Origin of the sequence: Granulicatella sp. 20925_1_28, assembly GCF_041433575.1 — a bacterium.
Taxonomy (GTDB): Bacteria; Bacillota; Bacilli; order Lactobacillales; family Aerococcaceae; genus Granulicatella.
The window spans coordinates 43,293-63,022 of record NZ_JAPWBS010000005.1; the positions used below are offsets into that span (position 1 = coordinate 43,293).

At 36.1% G+C, this 19,730-nt stretch carries 13 protein-coding genes and 2 pseudogenes; 1 reads left to right on the top strand and 14 read right to left on the bottom strand.

Annotation, left to right across the window (positions count from 1 at the left end; genetic code table 11):
• Positions 1-228: 228 nt before the first annotated feature.
• The 8 genes and pseudogenes from O3793_RS04125 to O3793_RS04160 all read right to left on the bottom strand — a co-directional run bounded on the left by O3793_RS04125 (position 229) and on the right by O3793_RS04160 (position 10,814).
• The gene (locus O3793_RS04125) at positions 229-1,923 is read right to left on the bottom strand and encodes a sensor histidine kinase (protein WP_371445857.1); all 1,695 of its coding nucleotides are present in this window, start codon (positions 1,921-1,923) and stop codon (positions 229-231) included.
• Entirely contained in the window at positions 1,920-2,666 is a 747-nt protein-coding gene (locus O3793_RS04130; RefSeq protein ID WP_371445858.1) for a response regulator, read from the bottom strand. Before O3793_RS04130 ends, O3793_RS04125 begins: the two co-directional genes overlap by 4 nt.
• 110 nt (positions 2,667-2,776) lie before the next feature.
• A pseudogene (gene msrB, locus O3793_RS04135) lies at positions 2,777-3,891 on the bottom strand (peptide-methionine (R)-S-oxide reductase MsrB).
• A 16-nt stretch (positions 3,892-3,907) separates the two neighbouring features.
• Positions 3,908-4,519 (bottom strand): redoxin family protein, encoded by a 612-nt coding sequence (locus O3793_RS04140; protein WP_371445860.1) that lies wholly within the window; start codon positions 4,517-4,519, stop codon positions 3,908-3,910.
• Positions 4,520-4,537: 18 nt separating this feature from the next.
• On the bottom strand, positions 4,538-5,230 hold the full coding sequence (locus tag O3793_RS04145) for a cytochrome c biogenesis CcdA family protein (protein WP_371445861.1): 693 nt from the start codon (positions 5,228-5,230) through the stop codon (positions 4,538-4,540).
• 154 nt (positions 5,231-5,384) lie between these two features.
• Entirely contained in the window at positions 5,385-7,106 is a 1,722-nt protein-coding gene (locus O3793_RS04150) for a septation ring formation regulator EzrA (RefSeq protein ID WP_371445862.1), read from the bottom strand.
• Positions 7,107-7,226: 120 nt separating this feature from the next.
• The gene (locus tag O3793_RS04155) at positions 7,227-8,825 is read right to left on the bottom strand and encodes an ATP-binding cassette domain-containing protein (RefSeq protein ID WP_371445863.1); all 1,599 of its coding nucleotides are present in this window, start codon (positions 8,823-8,825) and stop codon (positions 7,227-7,229) included.
• Positions 8,826-9,206: 381 nt separating this feature from the next.
• Positions 9,207-10,814, bottom strand: a complete 1,608-nt coding sequence (locus O3793_RS04160) for an ATP-binding cassette domain-containing protein (protein WP_371445864.1) — start codon at positions 10,812-10,814, stop codon at positions 9,207-9,209.
• A gap of 371 nt (positions 10,815-11,185) precedes the next feature.
• On the opposite strand from O3793_RS04160, the pseudogene O3793_RS04165 reads away from it, so the two are divergent.
• Positions 11,186-11,356 (top strand): annotated as a pseudogene (locus O3793_RS04165) (transposase); the annotation flags it as partial.
• A 101-nt stretch (positions 11,357-11,457) separates the two neighbouring features.
• On the opposite strand, the gene O3793_RS04170 reads toward O3793_RS04165, so the two are convergent.
• The 6 genes from O3793_RS04170 to O3793_RS04195 all read right to left on the bottom strand — a co-directional run bounded on the left by O3793_RS04170 (position 11,458) and on the right by O3793_RS04195 (position 19,680).
• Positions 11,458-13,014 carry an ATP-binding cassette domain-containing protein gene (locus O3793_RS04170; protein ID WP_371445865.1) on the bottom strand — a complete coding sequence of 519 codons (1,557 nt, stop codon included), beginning with the start codon at positions 13,012-13,014 and terminating at the stop codon, positions 11,458-11,460.
• 210 nt (positions 13,015-13,224) lie between these two features.
• On the bottom strand, positions 13,225-14,634 hold the full coding sequence (pepV, locus tag O3793_RS04175; protein ID WP_371445866.1) for a dipeptidase PepV: 1,410 nt from the start codon (positions 14,632-14,634) through the stop codon (positions 13,225-13,227).
• A gap of 124 nt (positions 14,635-14,758) precedes the next feature.
• Positions 14,759-15,475 (bottom strand): pseudouridine synthase, encoded by a 717-nt coding sequence (locus tag O3793_RS04180; RefSeq protein WP_371445867.1) that lies wholly within the window; start codon positions 15,473-15,475, stop codon positions 14,759-14,761.
• Positions 15,475-17,145: a polysaccharide biosynthesis C-terminal domain-containing protein gene (locus O3793_RS04185; RefSeq protein WP_371445869.1), complete on the bottom strand. Its 1,671-nt coding sequence runs from the start codon at positions 17,143-17,145 to the stop codon at positions 15,475-15,477. Before O3793_RS04185 ends, O3793_RS04180 begins: the two co-directional genes overlap by 1 nt.
• Positions 17,146-17,294: 149 nt before the next feature.
• The gene (gene recA / locus O3793_RS04190; protein ID WP_371445871.1) at positions 17,295-18,341 is read right to left on the bottom strand and encodes a recombinase RecA; all 1,047 of its coding nucleotides are present in this window, start codon (positions 18,339-18,341) and stop codon (positions 17,295-17,297) included.
• An 85-nt stretch (positions 18,342-18,426) separates the two neighbouring features.
• Positions 18,427-19,680, bottom strand: a complete 1,254-nt coding sequence (locus O3793_RS04195) for a competence/damage-inducible protein A (protein ID WP_371445873.1) — start codon at positions 19,678-19,680, stop codon at positions 18,427-18,429.
• Positions 19,681-19,730 lie beyond the last annotated feature (50 nt).

Consider the following 19,730-nt stretch of genomic DNA (forward strand, 5'->3'; position numbering starts at 1 on the left):
GCCCCATTGCTGCAAGGGCGTCCTACCGCGGTACCACCTTGCTTACAATGAAACAGCTGTTCATTCATCTCTAATTCCGATAACGCTGGAAGGGCGTTTGTATTTCTACAAAGTTTTCAATCGGGAGCACGATTTTGATGGCTATTTTCACCAGACAAGCCTCTCTAATAAGTAAAATCTCAATCCGATTGCTTACCTTTAGAAGTATACGAAAAGCGTCTAGTTTTGTCAACTATTCGCATGTCCTTCTTCTTTTAATGGAAGGTGTAAATACACTTTCGTATATGCATTAGGCTCAGATTCAATTTCCATCGAAAAAGCTTCTCCGAAAAAGAGCATCAATCGTTCTTTGATATTCTTAATACCAACTCCACCAAGTTCTTTTGTACTCGTTGTATTTTCTTTTATTCCTACCCCATTATCCGCAATACAAATATCTATAAAAGTATCTCTTTTAGACACAGTAATCGTAATTTTTCCAGGGCGTTCTGACTCTTTAATGCCGTGATAGATTGCATTTTCTACGAGTGGCTGCAAAACGATTTTTGGAAGCTTGATATCAGGAATATCATCAGGTTCGAAAATAGTATATTCCAATTTGTCTCCATATCGTTCCTTTTGAATAAACAAATATTGACGGACATGCTCGATTTCTTGGCGTAAGGTCACTATTTCTTCTCCAGCATTCAAGGAAAGTCTAAAGTAATTAGAGAGCGCCTTCGTAATGTCTACTACCTTTTGATGGTCTTGAAACTCTGCCATCCAAATAATGGTATCCAGCGTGTTATACAAGAAGTGCGGATTAATTTGACTCGTTAACGCCTTTAATTCATAGATGCGGGTCAATGCTTCTTGCTCTTTTTCATCCTTCATTAAAGTCTCGATTCTCTCGAGCATCTGATTAAAGGTTCCTGCTAGCGCTTGGAATTCTTGAGCACCTTTTTGTTCTGCTCGAATGGTCGTATCGCCTTCTTCTACTCGTTTCATCACTTGCCCTAGTTTTTTTACAGGTAGTAATTGATAACGTATCAATGTAAAAATACCCAACATACAAATAAGTAAGCTAAGCACTCCAACAACACTGACAATCCCAAGGAGTTTTACAGAGTCTTCTTTAAACCGACTAAATGAGCTAACACCCACTAAGATCCAATCGCTATTTTCAATAGGGCTTTTATGAACAAAAAAATCATCAGACACCATTGAATCCATCGGACTATTTGATATCTCTTGTACCGACATTTGCTTATCAACTGACTCGAAAGCCTCCGAATCCGGATGATAAATAAGTGTACCGTCCTTTTGAATGACAAAGGCATACCCATTTTCCCCAAGAGAAAGTTCTTTCACATATTTTTCTAGTTCGTGGTAATCCACATCTAAGCGTATAACGCCAAGATTTTCTCCTGCGTTGCTTTTCACTTCCTGACTAATAGAAATCACGATTTGATTATTTTGATTCTTGATAGACTGAATGATTGGGACATTCGAGTGTTCTAGAGCATCTTGATACCATTTTTGGGCCATCATATCCGCTGAAGTCACCATTTCCTCTTCCATTCCGGTCGTAATTAATCTTCCATCTTTGGTGACCAATCGTATCGATAAGAAATCCGGATGACTCTTCAACATTGTCTCAAGCCATTCATGGATTGCCGCTTCATTTTCTGCTGTTGTTTGACTGGCAAAGTCCTTAATCGCCTGCGACTGTGATAAAGATCTTGAAGTAGATTTTAAATTCGAAACGTACTGTTCGATATATTTGGAACTTGTATCAATCTCATGAATGGTATGGTCTTCTACTTCACGATGAAAAACTTCGCTACTTTTTATAAAATAGAAGCTTCCAATTAAAACGACCATGGCAAAAAGCATGATACTTAAATAGGCAAATAATCTTGTTGCAAGGGACTGTTTTTTCATATTTTGGCCCCACTTCTAAAGCTTTTAGGGGAAACGCCGACAATCGACTTAAATCGATAAGAGAAATAGTTCATATCTTCTATTCCAACGGCTAAAGCCACCTCATAAATCTTCATGTCGGTTGATAATAAGAGACGCTTTGCTCTTTGAATCCGTTGCTGAGTCACATACTCTTGAAAGGACGTTCCAAGTTCTTTTTTGATTAAAAGGCTAAGGTAGTTCGTACTGAATCCTAATTGCTTTGCAAGTTCACCTAGCGCTAAATTTGGATTAGATAATTGCTCTAAAATCAGCTTCTCGAAATGCTGAGTTCCCGAAGAGGAGTCCTCTTCACTTGCTAATGCCAATAGTTCTCGTTGGCGCTTTTCTTCGTTGAGTTTGGCAACCACTTTCACCAATAAAGCTTCGATTTCTGATTTCGTTACTGGCTTTAAAATATAATCTTCTACTCCAATTTTCACTGCAGATAATAAATAATCTACATAATCATACCCCGTTAAGAAGATAATTCTCATTTGCGGATATTCTGTTCTAACCAACTGCGCAAGAGTAATGCCATCCATTTTCGGCATATTAATATCTGTCAGTAAAATATCCGGCGCTTCTTCTCGTATTTTTTCCAGTGCTTGCTCCCCATTTTCTACTTCCTGAACCGTTGAAATGCCCAGTGATTTAAAATCAATTAAAGAAGCAATCCCTCTACGAATAATTGGTTCATCTTCAACTATTAAGATTGAATACATCTTATTCCCCTCCTTTCTCTATTATACTTCTATTTATAACGGTTTTAAATCCATTTTTCACTAAAAAAGTGCTTCTCTAAAGGAGAATAACTTAGAGAAGCACTGAGTGGTTATTTGACGAAATCGACTAAATAACCATATCCCTTTGCTCCATCTCATTGAGTGGGATGAATTTGATGGAAGCACTATTGATACAAAAACGAAGTCCACCTTTTTCTTTTGGACCATCTTCAAAAACATGTCCAAGGTGTGAATCGGCTACCCTACTTCGAACTTCAACACGTTTCATATTGAAACTATTATCCTCATGATAGGTCACAACTTCTGAAGAAATTGGTTTTGAAAAACTTGGCCAGCCGCAGCCAGAATCAAATTTATCTTTGGAAGAAAAGAGCGGTTCTCCGGTAACTACATCTACATAAATTCCTTGTTCATGATTATCCCAGTATTCATTTGAGAATGCTCTTTCCGTTTTATTTTCACGAGTAACTGCGTATTGTTCCTTCGTAAGTGTTGCTTTTAGAGTCTCTTCGTCAGGTAGTGGATAAAGACTAGCATCAATTACAGGGTCACTCGCCTTTTTAACGTCAATGTGGCAATATCCATTTGGATTCTTCTTCAAGTAATCTTGATGATAATCCTCTGCTACCACAAAATTTTTCAAAGGTTCCGTCTCAACGGCTAATTTCTTACCAAAAGATTCTTCTTTTTCCTTCATGACTTGTTGAATAATGGCGCTATCTGCCTCATCAACATAGTAAATACCCGTACGATATTGTCTTCCTGTATCATTTCCTTGTTTATTCACAGAAAATGGATCAATGACTCTAAAGTAATACAATAATAACTCGCGAAGTGAAATTTTATCAGCATCATAAGTAACATGAATCGTTTCCGCATGGTCTGTATCATGAATGAGCTTATAATTGGTCGTTTCGACCTTTCCATTCGCGTATCCACTCACAACATCAATAACACCATTAATTCTAGAAAAGTATTCTTCTAATCCCCAAAAACATCCGCCTGCTAAATATATCTCCTTCATATGTTCACCTTCCTTTTTCATTTCACTAGTAGTGCTATCTGTTTCCATTAATTTTGTTACCTTGTTTGAGATTTCATCAGCTTTTGAATCCTTTGCAAGGGTACCTCCTTTGGCAAAATAAAGCACTCCTAAAAGAATGATGACTACGGCAAAGAGTGTCACCACTAATTTTTTATCCATAGAAAACTCTCCTTTCTTATAGGCTTTCTAGCGTTTTTACGATATCGTCATTAGAAACGTGACCGGGTTGAACTCTGACAACTTTTCCATTAGCATCGATAAATGCTGACGTTGGATAGCCAACAACTCCAAGTTTCTTCAAGAATTGACCGTCTTTATCTACGAGTACTGGTAATGAATGGTAGTCTACCCCGTCAAACCATTTTTTGAAGTCCTCTAAAGATTTCTCGCGATTCACACCAGGTGCAATGACAGTTAGGATCACTGAATCTTTTGGTGGCATTTCAGAAAGTTGTGTGATGTCCGCTAGTCCAGATAGACAAATTGGACACCATGAAGCCCAAAACTTCAAATATACTTTTTTCCCTTTATAATCTGCTAATGAAACTTCTTTCCCCTCTAATGTTGTAAAGGTAGACTGTGTCATATCGTCCATTTCTCCCATCTTATTGTCCATCTTCTCATCTTTTGAACTCATGTTATCCATTTTATCCATTTTTTCACCACTCATCGTGCTCATCATTTCAGTGGTTTCTTTCATGTCTTTAGTATCCATGCCCATTTGTGAATTTTGACAAGCTCCTAAAAGCAATGTACTAAATAATGCAATCATCAATTTTGTTTTCATCTTTATTCCTCCTAATTTTTAATGGAAAACTTGTGACAGTTGAGAAAGGATAATCGATGCTCCCATCAAAACAATCACGAGTCCTCCGATTTTTTTAAGTAATAATAATCGTTTTTTTGCAAGGTTAAACCATTTAAACGCTACGGTTGAAGCAGCTGATAAGATTAAAAACGGAATGGCCAATCCTAATATATATAAGCAAAGTAAGAAAATACCATAAGTGATACTGGCTTGTTGCGTGGAGATAAGCGTTAGGACCGCACTTAGTACTGGTCCCACACAAGGTGTCCATCCGAAGCTGAAGCTGAGTCCTAATAAGTAACTACTCCATAGCGATTTTTTATCTTTGATTTCAAACTGAACTGTTTTTTGTTTTTGTAAAAATAGTAAATGGAACAGTTCCATTTGGTGCAATCCCAATAGCACAATCACGACTCCCAGTGTGATATTAAACCAAGGATTGTAAATCAGACTTCCTAATGCAGTTGCCGCAAATCCTAAGAAGAAAAAGACTGTTGAAATTCCAGCGATAAAGATGACTGTACGAATCATTGGCTTCCAATAGATCTCTAATTTACCAATCTTCAGGTGAGGTCCGTCCTGTTCACTCATTAAAACACCAAAATAGACTGGAAACAGCGGTAGCACGCACGGAGAAAAAAACGAGAATAAGCCCGCTAAAAATACGCTTCCCCATAATACAAAATCCATAAAATCCCTCCTTCATTTGTATCTTTAGTATACTTCTGGAAGAATCGTAAAAACATAGATTTTCCACACATAAAACTTGATTATGATACGATGATTCAAAAGAAAACAAAAAAGCCACGTGGGTTTTCACCCACGTGGCTAAATCATTTATCTATTAGAAGAATAAGCTATTATTCTTTTCTGATTGATAGTTTTGACGGACACGGTTACCAGCACCTGGTTCCACTTGTTCTAACGCTGACTCAATAATTTGTAATGATTCATCGTATTTGAATGTGTGGTTGAATAGGTCAAGCGCACGACCAATCGCTGTTTCGATTTCAGGATGTGATAAACGGTAACGGTTCGCATGTTGAATCATATACTCCGTTAATTGTGCATTATCAACAATTTGTTCTGTGAAGATATCTAATTTTTCAACATCTTCTTCAATCACGTTGTTTGCCGCGTTAATTTCAGTCATATCTAATTTCACACGGTTCATCTTTTGCCATAATTGTTCAATACGGTTACTTGTTGCAAAGAATAATTCTAAGTACTCTTTTGGAAGACCTGGTAAGTGGTACTTCTCAATCGTACGTTTCATATTACGTAAGTCTAATTCGAAGACATCTAATCCGTCGCGAATCGCTTTTTCTTGGCTACGTAAATCAGATAATGTGTTGACTAAATCAGTTTGATCTTCATCAATACTGTTTAATTTATCAAGAACGAGTTCGTAGTGTTCTTTGACTACTGAGTAAGGCACTTGATGATTTTCCATCGCCTTGCTGTAGTATTGGACTGCTTCTTGTTCTTTTTCTAATTGTTCCGCAAATTCTTGTACACGAACGAATTCGTTATTTGACAAGATATAGTTTTGAGATACACGGTCAACCTCGATATTCACATAGCGATTGCTTTGTAATACTTGGTTCAAGCGTTTTTCAACTTGCGCTTTGTTGCGGTATACAAATTCACGAGCTTCGATTTCAGCTTCCATCACATCATAAAGTTGGTCGATTTCACGAGCCACTTTATCTAATTGTTGACGAGCTTCTTCTAATTCTGTAGCAGCGATATGTCCGCGTGCCACTTCGATTGTTTTTTCAATCTTTTCAATTTCATCAGGAATTGAAATTTTAGAGAATTGGTAATGCTCTTCGACCATGCGAGCATATCCTTGTTTCAAGTCTTCTACTTGTTCATTGTACTCAGTTTCGATTTCTTTTAATAATTGAGGAACTTGTTCAACGATTGACTCAAATTCTTTCATTTCGTTTTCGATACGTCCAAGTACTTCTTTAGCTTCTAAGTGGTCGCCTTCGTTTGTTAATGTATTAAATTTCGCGAAGTCTAATTCTAAATAAGCTAAACGTTTTTCTAACGTTTCTAGCGCTTCGCCGAATGAGAAACTATGTGCTAATAAGTCTTTGCGCATTGAAGCATAGCGTTCTTGTAATAAGTCTAGCTCCGCGCGGTTTTGTTTTTCACTATCCAATAATTTTTGTAATGCTGAGTAAATTTTATCAACTTCAGCTTTTGTTTCTTCAATCAAGTTTTCAGCTTGTTGTGTTACTTGATTTCCTTTGATGAAGTTTAATTTTTGGATATATTGTTCTGCACTGACTAATGCAGCTTCGATTTCAGGGAATCGGAATCGTGTGATTGTTTGCCATGTAGCTTGCCATGTTTCATACGTTCTCTTTGTTTGTCCTGTTAAATTCAAGTTTTTCAAAGTATAGAACGTGTCCGCAATCGGCACTGCCATTAACTTATCCTTTTTCTCTGATAATTCTTCAATTACTTTAGTTTGTTTCTTTGTCATGAATATTGCTGTTGCATAACCTGCGGCACCAAGTACCACAATTAGCAATAGAAAGATTACAAATCCCATGCTATAGCCTCCAAATATATATATTTACAGTTTTCACACATAATATCATTAGTAGTATAGCATGTTTTATAGCGATTTAGCAAAAACTTCAAGGTTTCAAAGGGATTTTTTTATAAATGATTAGTGTATTAATCGACCAGACTCCAAAGTGTAACGCTTATTGTATAAGTCAATATCTTTTGGCACCCTATGTGCTATCTCTACAAATGGAATGTTATCATTAATGAGAAGCTTCCTAATCATCATCGTTGTATCTTCATCAATAGCAGAAGAAAACTCATCCAGTAACAGCAATTGGTATTTTCTAAGTAATAGACGTGCTAGACAGATTCTAGCTTTTTCTCCTCCGGAAAGTGATTCATCAAGATTTACTTCTGCGTTATGTAGCCCTATTCTATCGACTAAGTAACCTAGCCCTACTTTTTGAAGAACAGACGTAACTTCACTATCAGAATACTCTTCTCCTAGAGAAATATTAAATTTCAGCGACTCATAGAATATCCTTGATTCCTGAGTAAAGAATCCAATGTGTTTCTTTAAATCATCTCCTGAAACTAATTGTCTCTGAATTCCATTATACTTTTGAACTCCATCTTTAGATACATAGAGTCCGTATATTAATTCCAAGAGTGTAGATTTTCCAGAGCCTGATGGTCCCATAATCAGTACTCTATCATTCTCATTAATTTCTAAATCAATTTTGTCTAATATAGTCATTTTTTCAATTTGAACATTACACTGCTGTAACTCAATCGGAAATACTGTACGAATACTAGATTGACTTTCAGAATTATCACATTCAAACTCTGTATACTTTTCTACTCTTTCAATTACAGGAATAATTGAATTAAATCTTTGATAATAATCGATTGCATTGAGTAAAGGTGTAACAATACGATCGCTAGCTAAATAAATTGCAATAACGGTGGCTAATTTAGTCTCACCAATAATAACTAAATATACCCCAATAGCTAACGGCACAAATGAACTTAATCCTGAAAGTAAGTTTGCTAATAACTTCGATGCAAATCGAACATGATTCATTTGAAAATAGGCTTCTTCTGTTTGATTCAATGTTCCCATCAACTTATTCAAGAAGATTTTTTCTACAAAAAAGTTTTTAATGATCGACTTACTTTTCAAATATTCTTGTTGTTGCAAGATACTTAATTGGTTCACTTCAGCCCATCTCTTTGAGTGCTTTCGAATAGATTTAGCAAATAATTTTGGAACTAATATCGGTAAGAACGATAACGTAATAAAGAGTGCTGCTAACTGTAAATCTATAGCAGATACATACAACAAGGTAACCAGCGCAAATACGAGGCAATAGAAAAATCCCATGATAGACTTGATTCCCTGTTCTTCTAATAGTTTTAATTCACTAAGCACTATTGACTCTACTTCTTGTTGGTTAAACTTTCCGTAAAAGAATGCTGTAATGATTTTTTCTTTAAGCGTTAATGTTAATTGTTTTATCATCCTTTGTTGAGAATCTTCCCATATAAATAATCCAAGTCGAATAAGTGAATAACTAAGAATACCTATGATTGAAATTTTTACTAAATCCTCAACTTTTTGAGTGGATGAAACATCTATTAAACCTGAGATAAAGGAAGGAATAATAATACCGTCTAAAGCCGTTAAAGACATACCAATGGCAATTAATACTAAGTATTTACGTGGTAACCACTTCAAAATTTTCTTCATATAATCCATCATTTCACTTCCCTACCTACAAGATTCTAATCAAATTTATGAGTTATTCTTATACTCTCAACTATCATTCATATTCATTATTAACTTCAGTATAGGATATTTGTGAAAAAATCAATAACTAAAACGATTGAAGTCCCCGAAATACATTCTTTTTTTGGATAAATGCCCGATTTTTTATACCTGCTTAGTTTTTATCTAGAAAAAGTATTTTTTATTTAGATAGACAAGATATATGGGTTCTATAATTTATAGGGTTGATGGAGAAAATCCACCAACCCTATAAATTATAGAACCATTTGATCACCATCAGGATTTTTTGTATGCAATAAAATCAGTTCTTCCAATCACAAAAATTATCTAATTACACTATTTAACTATTAATTACTCTACTAACATATTATTTATAACTAGATGATTGTCCTTGATAGTAATGATTTTATCATATCCAACCATCATTTCCTCTGAAATGTGATGTTCTATATCAATAACTGCTCCAGAATAAGTTTTTATCAAATCATTCAAAATTTTTGAACTCTCATCATCCAGCCCTGATAAAGCTTCGTCAACAAGTAAGCATGGTTTTTCAAATAATAATGCTCTTGCTAACTCTAACCGTTTTAATTCTCCACCAGACAGAGAATGTAATTGTTTATCCATTTTAGTATGTAACATCTCTTTTGTTGCTAAATGTTTCATTCCTACTCTTCTTAAAACTTCAATGACTCTTCTTTCATCGATTGGACTATCAAACGTCAGATTAAACAGCAATGTTTCGTCAAAGAGAAATGGGTTTTGAGAAACAACAGAAAAAAGTTCAATTCCTTGTTCTTGCCCATAATTGATAGTACCAGATAATACCTTCGTTTCCCCTAAAATAGTTTTTAAAAAAGTACTCTTTCCTGAACCTGAAGGTGCTTTGAATAATATCTTATCACAACTTCCAAGTGAAAAATCAATATTTTTAATCAATTCATTATCTTGATATCCTACTGTAGCTTGTTTAAATTCTAAGATAACTTCTGTATTTGTTGGTAACTCTAGCAGTTGCTCATATTCTTCGGCTTTACTATTAAGAGTTAGCACTTTATTCAATACTGGATCAATTGATTGAATCACATTATATGTAGAAGCAACAGTTATTAATGGAGATACAACCCTATCAGCTGCCATATAAATAGTAAGCAAACTCCCTACTGTCATATATCCATTTTGAACAGAACTTATTCCCAGCATTAATGCTATCAATAATGAGCACACATATAATAAACTAATAACGGTATTAGCGATATTCTGATTAAAATCCATCTTAAAATAATTTTTTTCAGATACTCCTAACTTCTCATTCAGCTTTTTTAGTACATTATTTACCACACCAAATCTTTTCATCAACGGGCGTGCCTCTAAAAAATCTGTTAAAAATCCTATATATTGATCATTGGCTTCTTGCCAACGTATAGTTCCTTTCTTTAACCATTTTTTAGTTAACTTAGGAATTAGAGCAGGTATAGCTCCCAAACTAACAAAAAGTAAACCCACTAACATATTGATATTCATCAAAAATACAAATGTAACAACACCTTGAAGTGTACACAAAATCATAGTAAATACATTATTGATAAATTTTTGTTCAATTTGCTGGACTTCACTAGTAATACTAGTTATGTAAGAACTTGGTGATTGCTGTAAATTCTCTTTTCTAACAGAATTTACTGCATGTATATTTTTTAACTGATAATTTACATTTTGAATAAACTTTCCTTTAAAGAAACTAAATAGAAATTGTGATAAAACAATTAACAGTAAAAAAATCAGCCATAAAAATACTGTATGTATACTGCTATTAAAATCACTTTTGTTCATATAATCTGTAAATTTCCCTAAAAAATACGGCGCACCAATTCCATCAAGAGATAGTAAAGCTAAAAATAACACAGCACATATAAATATTCGCTTATTACCTACTAGTATGAATCTTAAGTATCGAAACATTCTAATTCCAGCCTCTCTAATTTAGAAAATTTAAATTCAATAATGCAAGTTACGTTTTTCGCAAAAAAACATTAAAAAATGATTAACTTTCAATTAAATTTTAAACAACTCCGATAATTTTGTCAATATATATTTTTACGGAATCGTTTACGCTGTCTAGGGGAATCATTTATGCTGTACAAGAAGTACCTTCACTTAAACCAGGATATGAAACAGTACATCAATTAAGAGAAGCTTTTAAGGAGCGAAATTTCAATGATTTCAAAGAAGAATTGATGAGTGTACAAACGAGACATCTGTCAGATGGATTAAATCGTGTTCTACAAATATTTATGAAGTTTTTACCGTATTTATAAAATACTTGTGAGTATCCAACTCTTTCAAATGGACCTATTGAAGGGATTAACAACAAGATTAAAGTACTTAAAAGAAACGCTTATGGCTACACTAGTTTCACTCATTTTAGAAATAGAATTCTACTAATGTCTAAACTATTTGCTCGAACAACTAAAAAAGGAATTAAGCAATCTGACGCCGCTTAATTCCTTCACTAAAATTCTTCATCAACACTATTTGACAAAGAGCCATTTTTTATCGTCCTTTAAATACATTATCAAAATTGGTATTTTTCAAAAGATTATTATTACTTATTTGAGTTAAGTATATCTATTGTCTCATACTCTATATCTTCTAGTTCTTGCGTACGATGAGTTATCATAATAACCGTTGTATTTTCTAATTTAGACAAATTGTCTAAAATCATTTTTGAGCTGGCAATATCGATACTTGAAAAACTTTCATCTAATAAAATAATCGGATTGGGATTTACCAGCAACCTAGCAATCGCAACTTTTTGCTTTTCTCCACCTGATAAATCAGCTATAGATTTAGTTAAGTCAATATCTAACTGTTTAATAATCTCCTTAAAATTATCAGACTCATTTTTTCCTAGTAAAATATTTTCCTTGATACTTGTGTCGAACATATATCCCTGTTGCCTTAAATAACTAAATAATTTGTCTGTGTTGTATTGCGTCATATTAATACCATCAATCAAAATGACACCTTTTTGGGGCTCTAGTTGTTGTAATAACAGCTTGAATAGTGTGGACTTTCCTGTACCGGAAGCCCCGCTCAGTACGTACCATTTTCCTTTATCTAACTGTAAGTTAACGTTGCTAAATAACATGCGATCTGTTGTATACCCGAATTCTAAATCTGAAATAGATACACTATTCCACGATAATAAAACAGGTTTTTCAACAGTTTTATCATTACTTGCTTCCAATTTATCAATTTTATCTAACAGTTGAACTGAGGAATGGATAATAGTCATATATTGATTAATCGCAGAAATTGAATCAAATAACTTCATTGCTAAATCGGTTGTAGACAGGATTGCACCCACTAAAATCAACTTATTGAGTATCAATAAACCTGTTACAAAAATGACAGCTAATTGACTAATTACATTTAGTAGAAAAATAATAAATGTGACCTTGCTCGTTTCTTTAGCAAGTAGCACTCGACTATTCTTAATTTTCAATAACTCTTGACTAAATGTATCCTGATAAAAATTTAATCCTCCAAATTCTTTTAGAACATCAATCCCTTTCATCATGTTATTAATTTTATTCAAGTAACTTTTATTCGCCTCAGAAACTTGATTTCCCGCATTGGACACCATTTTCTTTGTCAGCAAAGGAATAAAATATAATATAATCGACAAAATCAGACCAACTACGAATAACAAGTAATGGATGTAAAATAAAGCAATTAAAGATAAAATGGCACGCAACATAAATCGTATCATACCAAAAATACTTCTTAGCACTTTATTTTCAATCATATTTACATCGTTTTGAAGAAAGGACTCAATTTCCTTTTGTTCTTGATTATCAATATAATTAGCTTTTATATTCCATGAAGCATATGACATATCACTACGCATATAATTACATATGTTTTGAATAACTATTTCTTGATAGACTGTCTGATAGTATGAAATGATTAAACTAATAATCCATAATCCCAAAATAATGAATACTTCACTCATAAATGCGCTTACATTTTGTTGGATAATATATTCAGCAACCTTCGTCATACGTAAAGCAGCATATACTTGTAGCCCCGACACAGTAAATAACCCTGCTATATTTAATATAATCCCCAACATCTCTTTTCTTAAATATTTAATCATTTCTATCCTCCTCCAAAGAACCCAAAGTCAAGTGGGTTATATTTTTTTGACAGTTATCTGAAGAAAATATGTATTCAGAAATAGTGTTCATCCTTCTTTAAATTCATACTAATCTTATCCGATTTTATTTTCTTTGTAAAAACATTCATATTGATAACGCTCTAAAAAAGAAAAAGGAGAACGGAAATCCGTTCTCCTAATCACTTACGCTTATTTAATTAATTCGTAAATCGCTTCTGCGTAAATTGCAGCTGAGCGGAATAAATCTTCTAACGCGAAGAATTCATTTGCTTGGTGCATTGTATCGATTGAGTCTGGGAATAGCGCACCATACGCTACACCACGTTCAAAGATACGTCCGTATGTTCCACCACCGATTGATTGTTCATGTGCAGGTAATCCTGTTTGACGGTGATATACGTCTAATAATGTTGATACTAATTTATCTTCTGGAGATACATAGTGAGGCACTTGTGCTTTACCGTGAGCTACTGTGAAGCCATAACCTGAAGCCACAACTTCTGTCTTAATTTCAAGACCTTCTGCAGTAACGCCTAATGGATAACGGAAGTTTACTACGGCTACCCCACCTAATTCTGGAGTGTAAGTGAAGATTCCGGCATTCGCTGTTAATGGTCCCATCACTTCATGGTTGTAGTCCACTTTCAAGTTTTTACCATCAGTGTCTTCATGTAATACTTCAGCAGCAAATGCTAAGTATTTCTTCGCGTTGCCTTTGAAGTTGAATTGGTTTAAGAATTTAGCTAAGTGTGTTCCGGCATTGATTCCTTTATGTGGAGTCGATCCGTGTGCTGATTTACCAACAACATCTAGGATAACTTTGCCGTCTAACACTTGAGCACTACCTTCAACAGGATTTGCAGCAACATATGCCAAGAAACGGTCAACCACTTCATCTGCATTTGGAACAACGATTTCCGCATGAGCATCTTGAGGAACCATGTTTTCACGTAAACCTGCGTCGAAGCTTAATAATTGGTAGTCGCCTTCAGCAGCTCCCCCAGGAATATCATAGTGTAATGAAAGAATTCCTTTTTCACCATTGATAATTGGGAATGTTGCGTCTGGTGAGAAACCAAAGTCTGGCATTTCTTCAGTTTGGAAGTAACGGTCCATACATTTCCAACCTGATTCTTCGTCTGTTCCGATAATGAAACGAACACGTCTTGAAACTGGTAATCCTAATTCTTTGATGATTTTTAATGCGTAATATGCTGCCATACTTGGTCCTTTGTCATCGCTTGACCCACGCGCATAAATACGATCATTAATAATTTGTGGTTCGAATGGATCTGTATCCCATCCAGTACCCACTGGAACAACGTCCACGTGACCTAATACACCAAGAGTTTCTTTGTAGTCTGGATTTGGTGCAAACTCGATGTGACCTGCTAAGTTTCCAACTTGTTTTGTTGTGAAACCATCGCGTTCACCGATTGCTAAGAACGCTTCTAGCGCTTCTTTAGGTCCAGGTCCTACTGGTGCATCCTCTGTTGCTTTAGAATCATCACGCACACTGTCGATACGTAATAATGTGAATAAATCTTTTAATAGATCTTCTTTACGAAGTTCTACTTCTTTTTTCCAATCAATTGTCATCCAATCGCTCCAATCTCTATCAAGTAGATTCAATAGTCATATCTTACCATTTTTACAAAAGGATGAAAAGCGGTTAAACCCTTTCTATAACAAATAAAAGCCTAGGATTTCTCCTAAGCTTTCGTTATTCATGAATCATTAATGATTCTAATTCTTCTTCGGTTAACGGTCTGCTCTCTCCTAACGCGAGGCTCTCATCCAACTTGAGTGGTCCCATCGTGAGTCGCTGCAGGTCGACCACGGTTTTTCCGCAGGCTTTGACCATTCGTTTCACCTGGTGGAATTTCCCTTCTTTCAAATGAATCTGAACAATCGACTCATCCTGCGTCGTTGACAGAATATCCAGACGCGCCGGCATACACTCCGTTCCATCCGACAACACAATGCCCTTCTCAAAAGCAACGGCATCTCCCTCTGTCATCACGCCTTCGATTCTTGCTTGATAGATTTTTGTGACGTGTTTCTTCGGTGAAAGAAGATGGTGCGCCAACTCTCCATCATTTGTCAAGAGCAATAATCCATGCGTATCGATATCCAAACGTCCTACTGGGAAGACTCCCTTTTTAAAATAAAGCGGATCGATTAAATCGAGTACCGTTTTATGAAGATTATCTTCTGTAGCACTAACGACTCCCTTAGGCTTATTCATCATGATATAGACGAACTCTTCGTACTGAATCGTCTCGCCATCAAACAGAATCTCATCCGTTTCAGGATTCACTTGTACTTTACCATTGGTGACGACTTTACCATTGACGGTAATTCTTTTGGCCTTTAATAAAGATTTGACCTCGGAACGAGTTCCAAGGCCACAATCTGCTAAACATTTATCTAATCTCATTATTTCATCCTCAATTTACGACGAATGCCACCGACGCGAGCGCCAAGCATTTCATCAGCTAATCGATTCTTCAAGGTAATTAGTCCATAAGTCACAACTCCGACAAAACCTACAGCAGCAACTGCAATTAACGCACGAACTTTACCACCGATTGGCATTACATGTTTAATCGCGTATAAAGTGAGTGCTGAAGTTATCGCCATCGCAAGAGAAGCAAGAAGTACTTGTCCGAATTTCTTCAATACGTAATTTAAATCGAATCGTGTAATACGAAGAACATGACGGCACATATAAAGTGTCGCTACAAAGTACGCTACTGAGCTGGCAATTAACGGACCTGCTCCACCAAGGAAGTAAATCATCATTGGTTGCCATAATAATTTAATAAGCACTGTAAATCCTAATGCTTTAATCGCAATGATATGTTGTTCCATCGACTGCAAGATATACGTGAACGTTACGAATAATCCCAAGAATACACACATGATACATGAAACCATTAATAGATATGTTCCTGTTGGGTCTGGTGAATAGAACACGTTATAAATCGGTTCTGATACAATCGCCATCCCTACAGAAGCTGGAATCATGATGTATGCAAATAATCCAAGGTTGTTTGCAATGACACGTTTCACTTCTTCACGGTCATTCACTGAATAATGAGCTGCTAGCAGTGGCAATGCCGCTGTTGAGATACTCATCGCTAGCGAAATGACAATCATAATCACTTTATTCGCATTAAATCCAAATAAAGTAATCAGTTCTTTCCCTTCTTCAAACGAGAAGTTCGTAAAGATTGGAACGAGACGTTGGAATGTTTCTTGGTCAATCAAGCTGATGATTTGAATACTTGAAGTTACTAACACGAAAGGTAAAGCTTCACGCATCACTTCAAAAATAATTTTCCAGAAACTTAATGGACGTTCAGGGCGCCCTTCTTCCATTAATTCCATCATCCCTTTATGGTCACGGAACATCTTATATGCTAAGTATAAGAACGCGATGACCGCACCGACAAAGGCCGCAAATGTAGAATGCGCTACAGCAACGACGAATCCGCCGTGGATGACACGCATGACAAAATACGTTAATCCTAACATGTACAAGATACGGACGACTTGCTCCCATAATTGAGATTTCGCAGAAGCAGCCATTTCATTGTATCCTTGATAGTATCCACGCATTAAGCTAAGCGGCGGAATAATGAGTACCGCAGGCGTTAGCGAACGGATGACCATAATACTATCCGCAACTTCTTCAGGAGTAGCTCCTTTTGCAAAAAGTGGCGCTGCAAAATACATTCCCGCCGCAAAGACGAATCCTAAGAATGTCATAAAGAGCATCGTTCCTTTAAACAATCTCCAACTTGTCTTATAGTCTCTTCTTGCATGATTGTCCGCTACGATTTTAGAAATTGCAACCGGAATTCCTGCCGTTGATATTTGTAATACTAAAGCATAAATATTATAGGCGATAAAATATAAGTAGTTCGCATTATCCCTGTCAGCACCCATCCACATTCCCCAAGGAATGATATAGAGAGCTCCAAGTAATCTTGAGACGATATTCCCGATCGTTAACCAAGATGAACTTTCCAAGAGAATTTGTTGCGAATTTTTCTGATTTCGAATTTTATCACTCAGGCCTACATAAGGCTTTCTTTTAAACATAAATTGAAAAATCCTCTTTCTTAAATTATACCAACAATAAGAGTACATTATTTTAATGTAAAATGCTAGCATTCTTATGAAACCTTAAGCAGTTGCTAAACTTTACATGAAAAAAGAACCGAGCCATTTAGCTCGATTCTTCCTAATGATTAGTCTAATAAACTTGTTTGGCCCTCTTCTTCCACTTCGACTGGAGTAGAAACCCCAATGCCATAGTGAGCACGAACTTTTTGGTTCAAGTCACTAACGACTTCTGGATGGTCTGCCAAGAATGCTTTTGCATTTTCACGACCTTGACCAATCTTCTCGTCGTTATAAGCGTACCATGCACCACTCTTCTTCACGAAGTCGAGGTCTGCTGCCATGTCGAGTAATTCCCCAAGTTGAGAAATCCCTTCTCCATACATGATATCCACAACAGCTGTTTTAAATGGTGGAGCCACTTTATTTTTAACAACTTTGATTTTAGTTTGGTTCCCTAAAATTTCAGTACCTTGTTTGATTTGGTCTGCACGACGTACTTCTAAACGAACAGTCGCATAGAATTTCAACGCACGTCCACCAGGTGTTGTTTCAGGGTTTCCGAACATAACGCCCACTTTTTCACGAATTTGGTTGATAAAGATTGCGATTGTTTTTGTTTTATTAATAGAACCTGATAATTTACGTAATGCTTGAGACATTAAACGAGCTTGAAGCCCTACGTGTGATTGCCCCATGTCGCCATCGATTTCGGCACGTGGAACTAACGCAGCTACTGAGTCGACGATCACGATGTCAACGGCTCCTGATGATACTAAAGCATCTGCAATTCCTAATCCTTGTTCTCCTGTATCTGGTTGAGATAATAATAATTCATCAATGTTTACGCCTAAAGCTTTTGCGTATTCTGGATCTAGAGCGTGCTCAGCATCGATGAACGCTGCCACTCCACCACGTTTTTGAACTTCCGCAACCGCATGAAGTGCAACAGTTGTTTTACCTGAAGATTCTGGTCCGTATACTTCGATGATACGTCCACGTGGGAATCCACCTACACCTAATGCGATATCTAACGCAAGAGAACCTGAAGATACTGTTTGAATTTGTGTATCTACTTTTTCTCCTAATTTCATTACGGCACCTTTACCGTAGCTCTTTTCAATTTTCTTTAGCGCATCTTCCAATGCTCTTTGACGATTTTCATTTTCTGCCATGTTTTAATTCCTCCACGAATTTTAAGTCAAACATATTGTACACTATGTTCTATTCCATGCGCAAGCAATATGCGAACATTTGTTCTTATTTTGTTCGAACTTGTTTTAATAAATATTTTCTAAGTAAATTCCAACCATATTGGACCGCGAATTCACGGTTGTCGTTACGAGTACGTGCAAGATGCAACTCAAGAACTTCGACGTCTGTTTGAGACGCTAATGCCACGAAAATCGTTCCGACTTCTTTTCCTTCCATTTCACTTGGTCCAGCGACTCCTGTAAATGAAATTCCCAAATCGCTTTGATAATGGAGTCTTGCTTGTTCGGCCATCGCTTTAGCACATTCTGCACTGACCATTCCAAATTGATCGAGCAAAGTGCTGTCGATTCCTAGTTGCGTTTCTTTAGCCTCTCTTTGATAAGCGACTGTTCCTCCTTGGAAATAGGCGGAGCTTCCTTCGAACGCCACGACACTTGCTGCAAACAGTCCTCCTGTTAAACTTTCAGCAGAGGCAATTGTGAGTCCTGATTCTTTTAATAACTCAACAGTCACTTCTTGTAATGTATTGTGGTCTCCATATCCATAGAAGAATTCTCCTACTTGCGATTGAATTAGAAGTTCCATTCCGTCAAGAAGTTCTGTGCACTCTTCTTCTGTTTTCCCGTTAGCGGTTAAGCGAAGCATTACTTCGAATTTACCGGCATATGGTGCAATCGTTGGATTTGTTTGTCCCTCGATTAAATCTTCTAGGATGGTCACTAATCGTGATTCCCCAATTCCAAAGAAACGTAAGTAACGAGATTCGAATAAATCCACTTTGCCCACTTTCTTACGTAAGAAAGGCAACACTTCTTTTTGCATCATCATTTTTAATTCATTTGGTGGTCCAGGTAGAACAATGAATTGACGGCCATCTTTTTCAAAACCACAACCAACTGCAAGTCCATTATGATTTTTAAAAACAGTCCCGCCCTCAAAAGCTAGTGCCTGTCTACGATTATTTTCACTCATGTCGCGATGAGAACGCACATGAAAATCAATCACTTTCTGAAGAGCTGCCTCATCTTCAACAAGTGGCACATTTAAAAATCGCGCCAATACTTGTTTAGTGATATCATCTGTTGTTGGTCCAAGACCTCCAGATAAAATAATCAATTCACTTCTTGAAGCGGCTAATTCAATCGCTTCATACATTCTTTCTTCATTATCACCAACCACTTGTTGATAGTAAGTTGGAATCGAGTTTTTAGCTAATTCTTGAGCTAGGTATGCACTATTCGTGTTCACAATTTGCCCCATTAGTAACTCTGTACCAACTGCAATGATTTCTGCATTCATAATTTCGCCTTCCTTAACACTCTATTGTAAAAATAAAAGCCCAAAACAAC

What these genes read in the sequence shown, in the direction of transcription:
- O3793_RS04195 (WP_371445873.1), bottom strand. Translation starts at nt 19,680, where the DNA reads ATGAATGCAGAAATCATTGCAGTTGGTACAGAGTTACTAATGGGGCAA.
- O3793_RS04130 (WP_371445858.1), bottom strand. Translation starts at nt 2,666, where the DNA reads ATGTATTCAATCTTAATAGTTGAAGATGAACCAATTATTCGTAGAGGG.
- recA (WP_371445871.1), bottom strand. Translation starts at nt 18,341, where the DNA reads ATGGCAGAAAATGAAAATCGTCAAAGAGCATTGGAAGATGCGCTAAAG.
- O3793_RS04185 (WP_371445869.1), bottom strand. Translation starts at nt 17,145, where the DNA reads ATGTTTAAAAGAAAGCCTTATGTAGGCCTGAGTGATAAAATTCGAAAT.
- pepV (WP_371445866.1), bottom strand. Translation starts at nt 14,634, where the DNA reads ATGACAATTGATTGGAAAAAAGAAGTAGAACTTCGTAAAGAAGATCTA.
- O3793_RS04160 (WP_371445864.1), bottom strand. Translation starts at nt 10,814, where the DNA reads ATGTTTCGATACTTAAGATTCATACTAGTAGGTAATAAGCGAATATTT.
- O3793_RS04150 (WP_371445862.1), bottom strand. Translation starts at nt 7,106, where the DNA reads ATGGGATTTGTAATCTTTCTATTGCTAATTGTGGTACTTGGTGCCGCA.
- O3793_RS04140 (WP_371445860.1), bottom strand. Translation starts at nt 4,519, where the DNA reads ATGAAAACAAAATTGATGATTGCATTATTTAGTACATTGCTTTTAGGA.
- O3793_RS04170 (WP_371445865.1), bottom strand. Translation starts at nt 13,014, where the DNA reads ATGATTAAATATTTAAGAAAAGAGATGTTGGGGATTATATTAAATATA.
- O3793_RS04180 (WP_371445867.1), bottom strand. Translation starts at nt 15,475, where the DNA reads ATGAGATTAGATAAATGTTTAGCAGATTGTGGCCTTGGAACTCGTTCC.
- O3793_RS04145 (WP_371445861.1), bottom strand. Translation starts at nt 5,230, where the DNA reads ATGGATTTTGTATTATGGGGAAGCGTATTTTTAGCGGGCTTATTCTCG.
- O3793_RS04155 (WP_371445863.1), bottom strand. Translation starts at nt 8,825, where the DNA reads ATGGATTATATGAAGAAAATTTTGAAGTGGTTACCACGTAAATACTTA.
- O3793_RS04125 (WP_371445857.1), bottom strand. Translation starts at nt 1,923, where the DNA reads ATGAAAAAACAGTCCCTTGCAACAAGATTATTTGCCTATTTAAGTATC.